Origin of the sequence: Thermoanaerobacterium butyriciformans, assembly GCF_017874545.1 — a bacterium.
In the GTDB taxonomy this organism is placed as follows: domain Bacteria; phylum Bacillota; class Thermoanaerobacteria; order Thermoanaerobacterales; family Thermoanaerobacteraceae; genus Thermoanaerobacterium; species Thermoanaerobacterium butyriciformans.
Genome location: NZ_JAGGLT010000017.1, coordinates 37,243 through 51,177, shown reverse-complemented (window position 1 = coordinate 51,177; position 13,935 = coordinate 37,243). Strand labels below are relative to the sequence as shown.

Genomic DNA, 13,935 nt, shown 5'->3' with positions numbered 1-13,935 from the left:
ACAATTAGCTGTTAAAATTATTTAACCGTTATTTTGATTTTATTTATAGTTACAAATTTTATTTTATAATCCATTTTTATGTCTATTGTATTGTGATTTTTATAGAAGTAACGTTTGAATAATTGCAAATAAAGGAGGATTAGTCGCGTAACCCTCCTTTTAGTTCATAAGCTTTTAATTTGATAATACAACATTATCTAAATAAACATTGCTGTTTCCAGTTTGCCCGCTGTCAGGTACAATCTTCACGCCTATTGACTGCACATTGTCAAGGTTATTTATCTTTGATGGATCTAAATCGATTGATAATGTTGTAAATCCCTCGTTATTTATTGCCTTCCAACCACTATCATACCATGCCCAAGTTGAACCCGTTTTTATATAAAGCGTTGCAGTCGCAGTACCATTTGATAATTTAACATCGATACTTATCTTTTTAACTGCAGACAAATCAATTGCCTGTACCTTATCAATTTCAAAACCATCTGTCTTGCTTAAATCAAAATTAGATGTAAGTGAATGTGTGCCACTACTTGCAAAATCAGTTGTTATACTTGTTGCTGTCGCATTTGCATTATTTTGATCAACAGTCCAGCCATCTGTCCCATTTTCAAAATCATACAACACACCAGGCTGAGCAGGAGTACTGTTAGATCCAGAACCACCATTAGGTACGCCGCCGGTACCATCATTTATAGCTCGTATGCCATCAAAGTAAAGCGTACCAATTTCTGAACCTCCATCATCATTAACATATATAGAAAACTCTTGAACATTTTTAAGATCTTCTTTTGTTATAACTTTTCCCTGATCTTGTGTATCCCATGGTGCAACCGTAAAACTATTAAACCCAATCTCTTCCCACCGCGGTATACTATCTGAAAGAGACGGATACGCCTCGTAATAAATTCCATTTACTACTATTTGAATTACTAATTTCTGATTGCTTCCATCTGGCACTAGATAAAACTTCAATTTATTATATCCCGACCAGTCAGCGCCACCTAAAGTCTTTGTTACTCCTGCATATCCAGAAGCACCTAAATTATAATCGACTTTCATAGCATAGTTACCATCTACTGCATTGTCAGTAGTTAAAGAAACTGAAATATCATCTCCTGATGCTTTAACCCACTTAGACTGCAATGCAGCGTCATTTCCCATGTACGACTCAAAATCATCAACAAGAGATGGATCGCTAGGCGCTTCTGCAAATGCATTTATTAGTTGAATATTGTCAACATATATTTCTCCTGTACCATCAAAATTCAAGCCATTTCCTACTACTGATATAGCAAGTCCTTTAGCTGATGATACCTTTGAACTGTCTAAATCAATTGTAACTGGGAAATAAGCATATTGTATACCATCAATACTTTCTGTACTCAAATCAGCAATTTTTTTCTCCGTAGTAGTCATACCGTATTTCGTATCCCAATCGTCTGGCAACATTGCAATCCCACGCACAGTAGCATCAGGATTAGCACTTGCTGATGTTGCTGGAATCAAGACATCAAATTTAACACGATTCACATATGGTAATACATCATCTATATTAATCAATTGCAATTTCAATTCCTGCCATGTATCTGCATAAGTCATCCCACTGATAGTCATTTCGAGTTTTCCATCACCAGCTAATACTGCATGTCCTATATTCAAACTCATAGATTCAGGATAAGTACCATTATTTTGAATGCCTTCTATATTTGTATCAAAAGTATAATCTTTGACCAATATCTCAGGAACTTTTACAAAAACATTAACGGACTGTTCAAATTCAATACTATCACCATTATATGCGATAACTGTAATCTTCGCTGTTTTACCATTGTCTTGATAAGAAGGAGACCAATCTTGAGAATAATATCCATCCTGGTCTAATGTCATTGGTATTTCTTCATTTGAGTCATTAACTTTATATACAACTTTTGTTGGCGTGTCATTCAATATTCGCACTCTAATCCTTGTTGTATTAGTTGTTATTTCTGAATTATCTGTTGGCGTAACAATATGCATAAATGGCTTGCCTGGATTAACAACAATATCTGTAGTTAAATTTACCCCTTTTATATCATTAAGAAATGCAGTATAAGGATCTTGATAAAATTTTATAAAGTCTGGCAACAATTCATGATCTCCTAAATTTTGTGCGTTTTTATAAGGAACAAATAGATTACCATTTGTGCCAAAATTAGCCCATGTCAGCATATATGCAATACGCCTTGCATTGCTGTTAGATTTAATGGCATCTAAAACGTCAGTAAACCAGCTAAGATCACCATTTCCTGTCACTTTCATCCCTTGGGGGCTATAGCCAAATTCAGATAAAGTAGCTATCTTTCCTTTGCTATCAGCCAACTTTGAGATCATAGATAAATCATTAACTAGACCGCTTAAAAATTGTGCTGTTCCTGGATTGTCAATGTTGTCATACTGGTCCATGCCAAGAACATCTACGTAATTATCACCGGGATAAGTTGCTAAATAATTTTCTTCGCTGCCATTAAAAGGACCATTAGGTGAATAAACATACAATATGTTATGAACTCCTTTTTTATCTCTCAAATATTCTACTGTATATCTGTACAGTTCAATATATTGGCTTGGCGTCGTCGTCTTTGCTCCCCACCAGAACCAACCACCATTTTGCTCATGGAATGGTCTAAACAAAATTGGTATCAAGTTCCCATTATCATCTTTGAGATTATTTGCAAAAAGAGCTATGTTATCTAAAAATTCATTAAATTTGCTGTTGTATTCCCCACCAGGGAGTATCTTCTCTACAACATCACCAGAAACATCATTAAAACTACCACCTGTAACAAAATTAGGCATATGAGCACTTAGAGTGAAAATTCCACCCATCTCATGAATTTTCTTAACAGATGCTATTAAATTTTCACGACTTTTTACAGGATCATTCGGAACACCTGGTTTTTCTTTTCCCTCTAAGCTTAAGGTATCCCATCCAAAAACAGCTGGAAAATCACCAACATCATTTTTTACGTCTGACTGTAACTCATCAGAACCGGAAGTTATCGTTATACCTTCATCAATATCATGTTGATGGCCAAACAATACCTCTTTTCCACGTATATCATTCAAATAAACAAAAAGTTCTTTTGTCTCTGCAGTTGCATTAGGATCTACTAAATTAATCTTTTTTATTGTAGAACCATTATTACTATTATTTTGGCTATTATTATCATTTTCAGAACTGAGATTCAACAATCCCTTCTCTAGAATTTTCCCATTCAAAGAAACATTTTCTGCTTCAATATTTGCTTTTTTTATTGTGCCATAGCCATTTATAATAGTTCCATTTGCACCACTATTAACATTTATCTCGGAAACACTCGCTTCTCTACCAATATTAAGTGCAACATAGGTGTTTATTTCAATTGTACCAATATCAGCTTTGTCATTTAAATCAATTAATGATTCACTGTTAACTGCAACATTTTCAACCTTGTTAGCCCCACTCAAAACCACATGAACTTTTCCATCTAAACGATTAACAACAATTTTACTAATGTTGCAATTATTAATATAAATTGAATTCTCTCCACCGCCAGATATATAAACTGCTCCATCAACAGTTACATTATCAATAGTTGCTTCTCCATTTCCTATACCTGATGCAAGATATAAATTCCCTTCTATTACAGTATTTTTCAGTGTTACACCGTCATGGTTGATTATAACATTCCCATTAAAAGTTTTACCTTCATAATTGCCAGTTGTATTGTAATAACCAGTTATTAAACTGTCAAGTAGCGCACAAAACTCTGCACGCGTAATAGTCTTCTTAGGTTTAAATGTACCATCCTCATATCCTGATATTATTCCACTAAGAGCATTTACAGCGTCTTTTGCATAATCGCTAATTTGTGAAGCATCTTTAAATTTATTAATACTCGATAAATCTCCTTGGCCGTTCATATTAAAAACATCTGCCAATAGCGTAATTGCATCTTCACGTGTTATATTGGCATCAGCTTTTGAAATATTATCAGGAAATCCAGAGTAGTATCCGGCATATCTTGCTATAAGCAATTGGTCTGCATACCATGCACCTGGTTTAACATCAGAAAATTGATGTTGTGACTTAGTTGAAAAACCAAAAATGCGATTTAAAATTGATACGACTTCTGCACGAGTAATTTCTTTTTGAGGCTTAAATGTCCCATCGGAATATCCATTTATTATTCCATAGTTTTTTAAATTTTCTATATCATTCTTTGCCCAATTATCTCCTATGTCACTGAACGCAAAACTATTTGAATTTGATACTACAGACTCCGAAGTAGCAGCATATGAAGTTGTAAAGAAATTATAGGGAATAGCAGAAACTATTAATAAAACAGATAAAATTGCAGCGATAAACTTGCGAATAATACTCATCATAAATCCCTCCAAACGACAAATAGTTTTTTATTAAAACAATAAATAAAAGCTTTTCTTTCCTCCTTTCTATGTTTTAAACTTAAAATAAAATCCTCATTTATCACTCCTTCCTATGCTGTATTTATGTGTATTAACAAGTAGATAATCTAAACGGAGTTTTGGAATTTTAAAATTGAATTTGATATATCAATATTTTTAGTAAATTCACATTTATAAAGATACAAAAAAGTTACTTACGGTTATTTTTAACTTAATAAATTATATTAAATCTATTTCTTAACTTATATTTTAGTATAGAATATTTATGTATAATTGTCAATAATATTATATGATTTTCATTTATTTACATCAATTTACGGGTACTGTATGTATGTATTGTTTTAATTTCCGTTATTCGCGGATTAAATAAGGTTATTTTTGTTGTAAAATATTATTAAAAATGATTGATAATCCGAACATATTTTGTGTGATTCCTGCTACAAAATATTAGCAATCTTTATAAAGAAATTTTCCTCCTTGACTCCCAATCAAAATAATGTTAGAGTAGCTTTATAGAACTATTTAAGGAGGAATTTACGATAGATATCAATATTAAAAGTTTAAAAATCGGCGATTTAGTAGCAAAATTGCCAATAATCCAAGGTGGCATGGGTGTAGGAGTATCATTAAGCAATCTCGCTTCTGCCGTCGCAAATGAAGGTGGCATTGGTGTAATATCTGCAGCAGGTATTGGCATGCTAGAAAAAGATTTTGCTACAAATTACGTTGAAGCAAATATAAGGGCACTTAGAAAGGAAATTAAAAAAGCAAGAGAGAAAACTAAAGGTATAATTGGCGTTAATATAATGGTGGCACTGTCAAATTTTGCTGACATGGTTAAAACATCAATAGATGAGGGCATTGATATAATCTTTTCCGGCGCAGGACTTCCGCTAAATCTTCCTAAGTTTTTAAATAACTCATCTAAGACTAAGTTAGTACCTATTGTTTCATCGGGAAGGGCATTTAATCTTATAGCAAAAAGATGGCTGCAAAAATACGAATATTTGCCGGATGCTGTTGTTGTTGAAGGTCCAATGGCTGGTGGTCACTTAGGATATTCAAGTGAGCAGATATCAAATCCTGATTATTCTCTAGATAAAATAGTTAAAGACGTGTTGGAAGAAACAAGACAATATGAAGAGATTTCAGGAAAGCAAATACCCGTTATTGCTGCTGGTGGAATATATACAGGGAATGATATATTAAAATATCTAAAAATGGGTGCCGCTGGTGTACAAATGGCCACGCGTTTTGTCACAACTGATGAATGTGATGCATCAGATGAGTTTAAAAAATCATATCTCAACTGCAAAAAAGAAGATATAACTATAATAGAGAGTCCTGTCGGTATGCCAGGCAGGGCAATCATTAATAAGTTTCTTAATGATGTAAAATTGGGTGAAAGAAAACCATATAAGTGTTTGTATCATTGTATTAAAACGTGTGACTATAAAAAAAGCTCTTACTGTATATCGCAAGCACTTATAAATGCTCAAAGGGGACTCTTGGTAAATGGATTTGCATTTGCTGGAGCTAATGCTTATAGAGCGGATAAAATAATATCTGTTAAAGAATTAATTAGTATTCTTATGGATGAGTATAATAAAGCGCTTTATTTAAACATGTAACTATTTAAAAGACTGCCGTATTGGCAGTCTTTTAAATTATTTTCTAGGCTTTGAAAGTTCGATTTTTATTCTTTTCCCATCGATAATTTTATCAAAAGAATTATTTATTATATTTTTTGCAGCATTTCTACTGGCATCTATAAAAGTAAATTTATCAAATATATCTATAGTGCCAATGTCTTCTTTAGAAATATCACCTATGTCCATTAATAATTTCAGAAGTGTCCTCCGATTTAGTTTATCTTTCCGCCCTAAATTAATGAACAGCCTTACGTATTTAGGTTCGTCGTCATTATAATATAATTCTTTCCCATAGTACATATCCATTAAAGCTGCTGCAACATCTACAAGGTTGTACTCTTCATCAAGTTCCATTGCAAGCGGCACAAATCTCTTGTAGCCATCATTTTCTAAAACCCTTTTTATATCTTTAATCATTTTATTGTATTTAACTTGAAAAATATCATCAATTGTAGGCAATTCTTTTCTTCTTATTTTGCATTTTGTCTCTCTTTCTATTCGCTTTAATGCTGGATACTCCCTTGATGTTACTAATGTATAAGCGACACCGCTTCTATTGGCTCTACCTGTCCTGCCAATTCTGTGAACGTACGATTCTACATCCTGTGGCAAATCATAATTTATGACGTGTGTCACATTCTCAATATCTATACCTCTCGCTGCTACATCTGTAGCAACCAAGAAATCAAGGTTGCCTTCTTTAAACTTCCTCAAAGTATTAATTCTTTGATTTTGACTCATATCACCATGCATTCCTTCTACGTTGTATCCTCTTGATTGCATGCCCTGTGTAAGCTCATCTACTTCTTTTTTTGTTTTGCAAAAGATAATAGAACTTGATGGTTCTTCAACGTCTAATATCCTGCAAAGGGATTCAAACCTATCTTGATTTTTTATCTCGTAGTAAAAATGCTGGACTGTCGAAACAGTCATAGTCTTTTTTACAATAGAAATGAATTTCGCATCGCTTTTCATGTATTTCTTTGCAAGCCTCTTTATCTCATCAGGCATCGTAGCAGAAAACATCATGGTCTGCCTATTGCTATTAGTATGCCTTATAATTTCTTCAATATCATCTATAAACCCCATATCAAGCATTTCATCTGCTTCATCTAAAACAAGGTACTTCACATCATTCAATCTCAATATGTCTCTCTTAATAAGGTCGAGAACTCTGCCTGGTGTACCAATTATTATATCTACACCTCTTTTTATTGTCTTAATCTGCCTATCTATCGGTACACCACCATATACTGGAAGTAATTTCACTTTAGAGTACTTCCCAATGCGGGCTAATTCATCATTAACTTGTATCGCAAGTTCCCTTGTTGGCGTCAAAATAATACAAAATACATTTCCATTGCCACCATCAAAATTGTTTATAACAGGCGCACCATATGCAAGTGTCTTGCCAGTACCTGTCTCTGCCTGTCCAATTACATCTGAACCCTGCAACAACACAGGAATTACTTCAGACTGTATTTTAGACGGCTCCTCAAATCCCATATCGTCGATGGCATTTAAAATCTTTTCATTTAAACGTAGTTCCTTAAATCCCATTAATATTTGTCTCCTTATATTTTTTATTTACCTAGTATTTATTTTTTACAGAATCAACTGCAATATGTGAATATCCAGGTATCTATTAAACTTGTAACCTAATTCTTTTAATGTGCCAACAATTTTGAAGCCGTACTTTTCGTGCAAGTGAATGCTTACATCGTTGCCTTCAGATATTCTGGCTATTATAGTGTGAAATTCATTTTCCTTTGCGTGTTCTATAATCTTCTTGATTAATTTATCCCCAATGCCACGTCCCTTGTACGACTCATCAACGTAAATCGAGTCTTCCGCCACAGCTCTATAGCCGCATTTTTCAGACCAAATGGATAATGACGCCCAGCCTACAACAATGTCGTCTTCTATTGCCACAAAAACAGCATATCTGTCATTGTGGGCCTCAAACCACTTTTTATGATACTCTAATGGCCTTGGTTCAGTATCAATTGTTGCTGTCGTATTTAACACTGCTTGATTGTATATGCCATTTATCCTTTCAATATCATCTATATTAGCTTTTCGAATGATCATAAAGACCGTTCCTTTCAATCAAATTGGCTTTAAAAGAATCCGATATAAATACTTTAACATATAATGCTGAAATTGCATATATATAATCAAAATAATTTTTAAAAATTCTCATGGAGATGTATTATATGAATAAGAAATCGATTGATATAAAAAAACACTCATTCATAGTAAATGCTGATTACAATGATGTTTTGCTTTTAGCAAAATTAATTCAGGCAGAAGGCGAAAGCGAACCAATGATTGGAAAAGTTGCCATAGGAGCCGTCGTCGTAAACAGAGTACAAAATCCAAATTTCCCTAATACCATATCTGAAGTCATATTTGAGCCTGGACAATTTGAAAGCGTAACAAATAACCGCATATTCAATATAGAAAATATAGACGAAGAATGTATGATTTCAGCTTTAAAAGCATTGGAAGGAGAAGACCCGACAGACAGTTCTCTGTACTTTTACAATATGTATACAGCGACAAACGATTGGATTAAATCAAAAAAAGTAAACGCTACTATAGGAAAACATAATTTTATAGCATAAGAAAGCAGGGCAATGCCCTGCTTTCTTCAGCATATTCTGGGGAGAAGCTCGCCAATTGGCCTATCCACGATTCTATTTGTGCCATAGATTGTTTCTATCGTCACAAGACCAGAATCATCGATTTCGCCTATAATAGCAGCATCTTTACCGTATTTATCATCTTTCATTATTTCCAATGCCTTATAAGCAAAATCTTTATCAACTACACATACGAGTTTCCCTTCATTGGCAAGGTGCAGATAATCGATGCCTAACATACTACAAGCAGATTTTACATTTTCTTTTACAGGTAGTTTATCTTCATATATTTTAATTCCCACATTGCTCATGCCAGCTATCTCGTACAGAACTTCTGCGACACCGCCTCTTGTAGGATCTCTTAAGATTTTCACAGCATCTCTAAGAGCCATAAGCTTCTCCACCATTTTATTTAAAGGTGACACATCAGAAAGAAGAGGAGGGTCAAAATCAAGCCCTTCCCTGGCACCCATCACTGCCATGCCATGATCGCCTATAGTACCTGAAACTATCACTACATCTCCAGGCTTTCCATTTTTAATAGATACGGAAGCTTCATCATGCAAAATGCCTATCCCTGCAGTGTTTATAAAAATGCCATCTGCGCTGTGTTTCTCTACAACCTTTGTATCACCTGTCACAATTTGTACACCAGCTTCATTAGCCGCATCTACCATAGAGTCGACTATCTTTTTAATGTCATCAACCGGAAATCCCTCTTCAATTATAAATGATGCACTTAAGAAAAGAGGCTTTGCACCACGCATGGAAATATCATTTACAGTACCGCATATTGCCAACCTTCCAATGTCACCACCTGGAAAGAAAACAGGCTTTACTACAAAGCTGTCTGTAGTAAAAACGGTCTTGCCTGGCAGCAATGCTGCATCTTCCATCTGATTTAGATATTCGTTATTGAACTTTTCTATGAATATTTCGCTTATGAAGCTTTGCATCATCGAACCGCCGCCACCGTGTGACATCAATACCTTATCCATATACCGTTCCTCCTCGATTTTACTCGCCATATTTGTAGTACGCCGCACATGATCCTTCTGATGAAACCATGCAGGGACCAACAGGATTTAAAGGTGTACAAGCTTTGCCAAATAGCGGACATTGCTTTGGCGTTATAATCCCTTTCAGCACATCACCGCATCGACAGCCTTTTATCTCTGTGTTGCTATTGGGCTTTTTAATCTTAAATTTTTTCTCTGCATCGTATTCGCTGTACTTATCACGTATCCTAAGCCCTGATTCTTCTATCATGCCAAGACCTCTCCACTCAGCATCGCTTTCTTCAAAGACTTCATCCATCAATCTCTGCGCTTCAGTATTTCCTTCATCTTTTACGACCCTTTTATACTGAATTTCTATCTTAGGATCTTTTAAGTTTTTTAAAATCATTACGACGCTCATCAATATGTCTGTTGCTTCAAATCCAGATACGACACCGCCAATATTGTATCTATCAACCAAAAAATTATATATAGTGCTTCCTGTTATGGCACTTACATGGCCTGGAAGTAGAAATCCCTGAATGTCTGAACCATTTACAACAAGTGCCTCCAATGCCTTTGGCATTGTCTTATGAAGACAATACACACTGTAATTCTTTATTTTTTTTGTGTACGCTTCTTTTATAGTCATGGCGACAGACGGGATTGTCGTCTCAAAGCCTATCCCAATAAAAACTACCTCTTTACTTGGGTTTGCCATAGCATAATCCAGTGCATCAAGTGGTGAATAAAACACCCTCACATCTCTGCCTTTCGCCCTTTCCTCTTGCAGCGAAGAATTGTTTCCAGGCACTCTTACCAAATCTCCAAATGTGGCAATAGTCACTCCTTGACTTGCCAAAGATATTGATGCATCAATCTCATTTTGTGCCGTCACACAGACAGGACATCCTGGCCCCGATATGAGCTTTATATTTGGCGGCAATATCTGCCTTAATCCGTATTTCGATATAGCCATAGTGTGAGAACCGCAGACTTCCATTATTTTAATAGATTCTCCAGTATTATACCTATCTATAAGCTCTTTGGCTGTATTTATGATGCCTTGCATAGAAATACCTTTCCTTTCTTATTTTTGTTTGAAGCTTTCTCTCAAAGCTTCCTCCATTTCTTCCCAAAGCCTTAGATCTTCTTCAGCCGTCTCTTTGTCTACAATGCTTATGGCTACACCTGCGTGAACCATCACGTAATCTCCAATCTTGACATCAGGTACCATTGATATGGACACCCTTCTTTTTAGTCCGTTTAATTCAGTCTCTGCCACATCTCCATCGATTTTTACTACCTTTTGTGCGACAGCAATACACATAATTACACCTCCATCATATAGTTTGCTATGACTGCTTGGCCTAAGGAAATGCCACCGTCATTGCAAGGTATCTTGCTATTGGAATAAACAAGAAATCCTTCTTTTGATAATCTATCAAGGATATTTTCCAATAAATATTTGTTCTGAAAGCTTCCACCGCTTAAAACCACTTTATCTATATTGTACTTTTCGCCAAGTTTCAATGCCACATAAGCAGTAAACTCTACGATGGTATTGTGAAATCTGGCGGATATTATTCCCTTACTTACTCCTTTTTTATAGTCAGAATAAACTTGCTTTAAAATACCTGATGTATCCACCACATACCGGTCACCGCTTGATACCGTGAAGTCATAATATGATCGATCACTTTCTATGATGCTTTCAAGCTCCATGGCTGCTTGTCCTTCATATAGAACAGTGTCTTTAACACCAATCAGTGATGCAACTGCATCAAACAATCTACCCATGCTGGACACCAATGGTGCGTTTATTTTTTTGTCTATCTGCGCTTTTATGATCTCTAATTCCTTTGCATCAAACCTTTTAAGGTATTCATGGTAATAATCCATATCTTCATTTATAAAGCCTATTGCAGTTCTGTATATCCTTTTTATAGCAAGCTCTCCGCCTGGAAGCGGATTGTACTTTACGTGACCTGCCCTTACGAAGTCTTTCAAATCAGCTATCAAAAATTCAGCACCCCATACATTCCCATCTAAACCATATCCAGTGCCATCGTATGAAAAACCTATTACTCTGTCTTCTATGCCGTATTCCGCCATACAGCTTACTATGTGCGCATGATGATGCTGCGTGTATATTACTGGTAAATCTAGAGATTTTGCAAACTGTGTTGACAAATAACCTTGATGCATGTCACACGCCACAAATTGCGGCTCCACTTTAAAAAGTCTCATGTACTTCTTTATCTCATCTACATAATACATGTACGTCTTGCTGTTATCCAGATCTCCTATGTGATGGCTTAGAAATGCATAATTGCCTTTAGTCAAGCAAAACGTGTTTTTGTAATACCCTCCAACGGCAAGTATCGGTTTAAAGTCCATTTTAAACACCATAGGCTCTGGAGCATATCCTCTCGATCGCCTTACGACTCTTTCACTTTTAGCTTTCCAAGATGTAACCGTATCGTCAATCCTATTTACAATGTCTCTATCATTTAAAAGGAAACTGTCTGCTATATCTTTAAGCCTCTTTATTGCTTCATCGTTGTCTTTGCACAGAGGCTCTTCACTGATATTGCCACTTGTCATGACAACTGGAAAATCTATATATTTAAACAAAAGATAATGTATTGGGGCGTAAGGAAGCATCACACCTACGCTGTCAAGGCCATCGCTTACACCTTCAAACTCGTATTTCTTTTTTAAAAGGACGATAGGCCTTCTTTGGCTATTTAATAGCTCCATTTCATCATGGCTTACATGGCAATACATTTTTACAGCTTCTACATCTTTCATCATAAGCGCCAGTGGCTTTCCATACCTGTTTTTCCTTTCTCTAAGCCTTAATACAGCCTCATGGGATAATGCATTTACAGCCAGATGAAATCCACCTATTCCCTTTATGGCCACGATTTTCCCATTTCTTAAATCTTCGGCAATCGCCATAATAGGATCAAAATTCGTGCTTTCGCCAACGTATTTAAGGGATGGTCCACAATCGTAACATGCCACAGGCTGTGCATGAAACCTCCTATCCAACGGATTTTCATACTCGTCTTTGCACAATTTGCACATGGGAAATTTTTTCATAGACGTCTTTGACCTGTCGTATGGTATATCCTCTATGATAGAAAATCTTGGACCACAGTTCGTACAATTTATGAACGGGTAGTTATGCCTTCTGTTTTTTTCGTCCATCATTTCATTTACGCATTCGTCGCATACACCCATGTCAGGAGAAATCGGCACAAATCCCTCATCCGCTTTGCTTAACTTTATGCTAAAATCTTTATATCCTACAACATCGCAATCTTCTATGGATATCTCGTCGATCTTTGAAAGTTTTGGAGGATTTTCTTTTAATTCCAGTACAAACGCATCTATGTCATCGTCATAACCTTCTACGTTAATGGAAACACCAGATGATGTGTTATAAACGATGCCTGACAAGCTGTGTTTTAATGCCAAATTGTAGACAAACGGTCTGAATCCTACACCTTGAACAATTCCTTTAATATTTATTTGCCTTGCACGTATTCGTCGTATTTCTCTTTCAGCCATTTCGCCAGCACCTCAAAGCCTTCCCCCGTCCTTGATGATACTTCAAAAATCTCAGCTTCATCATTAAGCGTCTTCACACCGTCGTAAAAATACTGCTTATTAAAGTCAAAATACGGCAGTAAATCTATCTTGTTTATGACAACTGCTTTCGCCTTTGAGAATAGGAGAGGATATTTGTATGGTTTATCATCCCCCTCAGCAACATTTGCCATAGCCAATTTGAAGTCTTCACCAAGTTCAAAATCTGAAGGGCATATTAGATTTCCTATATTCTCTATGAACAATATGCCACCCTCAAAATCAAGCGTGGACAATGCTTTATTTATTGAATATGCATTCAGATGACAAGCACCACCAGTATTTATCTGTACCACCGGTATATTTCTTTCAGCCATCTTGCGGGCATCTATATCTGACGCTACATCGCCTTCTATGACACCACAAGGAATATCCATGTTTTCTATAAGCTTCAATATGAAACTTGTTTTGCCTGTACCAGGTGAGCCGATTATGTTTACCATCATGATTTTTCTTTCATCTTTTATGCTTTTGTTTTCTTCCGCAATGTTGTTGTTGGCTTCAAGCACATCTTTAATAATCTTTATTTCCATT

10 protein-coding genes are annotated in these 13,935 nt (G+C 35.6%); 2 read left to right on the top strand and 8 right to left on the bottom strand.

Annotated elements, in window-relative coordinates:
- Positions 1 to 174: 174 nt before the first annotated feature.
- Entirely contained in the window at positions 175 to 4,407 is a 4,233-nt protein-coding gene (locus J2Z80_RS08470) for a glycosyl hydrolase (RefSeq protein WP_245301222.1), read from the bottom strand.
- Positions 4,408 to 5,036: 629 nt separating this feature from the next.
- Here J2Z80_RS08470 and J2Z80_RS08465 point away from each other — a divergent pair.
- Positions 5,037 to 6,080: an NAD(P)H-dependent flavin oxidoreductase gene (locus J2Z80_RS08465; RefSeq protein ID WP_245301221.1), complete on the top strand. Its 1,044-nt coding sequence runs from the start codon at positions 5,037 to 5,039 to the stop codon at positions 6,078 to 6,080.
- 36 nt (positions 6,081 to 6,116) lie between these two features.
- Here the strand turns inward: J2Z80_RS08465 and J2Z80_RS08460 are convergent, their stop codons facing one another.
- Both J2Z80_RS08460 and J2Z80_RS08455 read right to left on the bottom strand, forming a co-directional pair.
- A complete protein-coding gene (locus J2Z80_RS08460) occupies positions 6,117 to 7,661 on the bottom strand; it encodes a DEAD/DEAH box helicase (protein WP_209453991.1) in 1,545 nt (514 codons plus the stop codon).
- A 45-nt stretch (positions 7,662 to 7,706) separates the two neighbouring features.
- Positions 7,707 to 8,192 carry a GNAT family N-acetyltransferase gene (locus J2Z80_RS08455; RefSeq protein ID WP_013296698.1) on the bottom strand — a complete coding sequence of 162 codons (486 nt, stop codon included), beginning with the start codon at positions 8,190 to 8,192 and terminating at the stop codon, positions 7,707 to 7,709.
- 125 nt (positions 8,193 to 8,317) lie between these two features.
- Here J2Z80_RS08455 and J2Z80_RS08450 point away from each other — a divergent pair, with 125 nt between their 5' ends.
- The gene (locus tag J2Z80_RS08450) at positions 8,318 to 8,728 is read left to right on the top strand and encodes a cell wall hydrolase (protein ID WP_209453990.1); all 411 of its coding nucleotides are present in this window, start codon (positions 8,318 to 8,320) and stop codon (positions 8,726 to 8,728) included.
- Positions 8,729 to 8,754: 26 nt separating this feature from the next.
- On the opposite strand, the gene hypE is transcribed toward J2Z80_RS08450, so the two are convergent.
- Genes hypE through hypB form a run of 5 tightly spaced genes read right to left on the bottom strand, consistent with a single transcriptional unit; the run spans position 8,755 to position 13,934 of the window.
- On the bottom strand, positions 8,755 to 9,744 hold the full coding sequence (gene hypE / locus J2Z80_RS08445) for a hydrogenase expression/formation protein HypE (protein ID WP_209453989.1): 990 nt from the start codon (positions 9,742 to 9,744) through the stop codon (positions 8,755 to 8,757).
- 19 nt (positions 9,745 to 9,763) lie between these two features.
- Entirely contained in the window at positions 9,764 to 10,816 is a 1,053-nt protein-coding gene (gene hypD, locus J2Z80_RS08440; protein WP_209453988.1) for a hydrogenase formation protein HypD, read from the bottom strand.
- A gap of 18 nt (positions 10,817 to 10,834) precedes the next feature.
- Positions 10,835 to 11,074, bottom strand: coding sequence for a HypC/HybG/HupF family hydrogenase formation chaperone (locus J2Z80_RS08435; RefSeq protein ID WP_085112501.1), 240 nt, complete (start codon positions 11,072 to 11,074; stop codon positions 10,835 to 10,837).
- A gap of 2 nt (positions 11,075 to 11,076) precedes the next feature.
- Positions 11,077 to 13,323 (bottom strand): carbamoyltransferase HypF, encoded by a 2,247-nt coding sequence (hypF, locus tag J2Z80_RS08430; protein ID WP_209453987.1) that lies wholly within the window; start codon positions 13,321 to 13,323, stop codon positions 11,077 to 11,079.
- Positions 13,281 to 13,934 carry a hydrogenase nickel incorporation protein HypB gene (gene hypB / locus J2Z80_RS08425; protein WP_209453986.1) on the bottom strand — a complete coding sequence of 218 codons (654 nt, stop codon included), beginning with the start codon at positions 13,932 to 13,934 and terminating at the stop codon, positions 13,281 to 13,283. Before hypB ends, hypF begins: the two co-directional genes overlap by 43 nt.
- Position 13,935: the final 1 nt, after the last annotated feature.

Bases quoted from the DNA above. Each gene is read 5' to 3' on its own strand.
- J2Z80_RS08470 (WP_245301222.1), bottom strand. From the start codon at position 4,407: ATGAGTATTATTCGCAAGTTTATCGCTGCAATTTTATCTGTTTTATTA.
- J2Z80_RS08460 (WP_209453991.1), bottom strand. From the start codon at position 7,661: ATGGGATTTAAGGAACTACGTTTAAATGAAAAGATTTTAAATGCCATC.
- J2Z80_RS08455 (WP_013296698.1), bottom strand. From the start codon at position 8,192: ATGATCATTCGAAAAGCTAATATAGATGATATTGAAAGGATAAATGGC.
- J2Z80_RS08450 (WP_209453990.1), top strand. From the start codon at position 8,318: ATGAATAAGAAATCGATTGATATAAAAAAACACTCATTCATAGTAAAT.
- hypE (WP_209453989.1), bottom strand. From the start codon at position 9,744: ATGGATAAGGTATTGATGTCACACGGTGGCGGCGGTTCGATGATGCAA.
- hypD (WP_209453988.1), bottom strand. From the start codon at position 10,816: ATGCAAGGCATCATAAATACAGCCAAAGAGCTTATAGATAGGTATAAT.
- J2Z80_RS08435 (WP_085112501.1), bottom strand. From the start codon at position 11,074: ATGTGTATTGCTGTCGCACAAAAGGTAGTAAAAATCGATGGAGATGTG.
- hypF (WP_209453987.1), bottom strand. From the start codon at position 13,323: ATGGCTGAAAGAGAAATACGACGAATACGTGCAAGGCAAATAAATATT.
- hypB (WP_209453986.1), bottom strand. From the start codon at position 13,934: ATGGAAATAAAGATTATTAAAGATGTGCTTGAAGCCAACAACAACATT.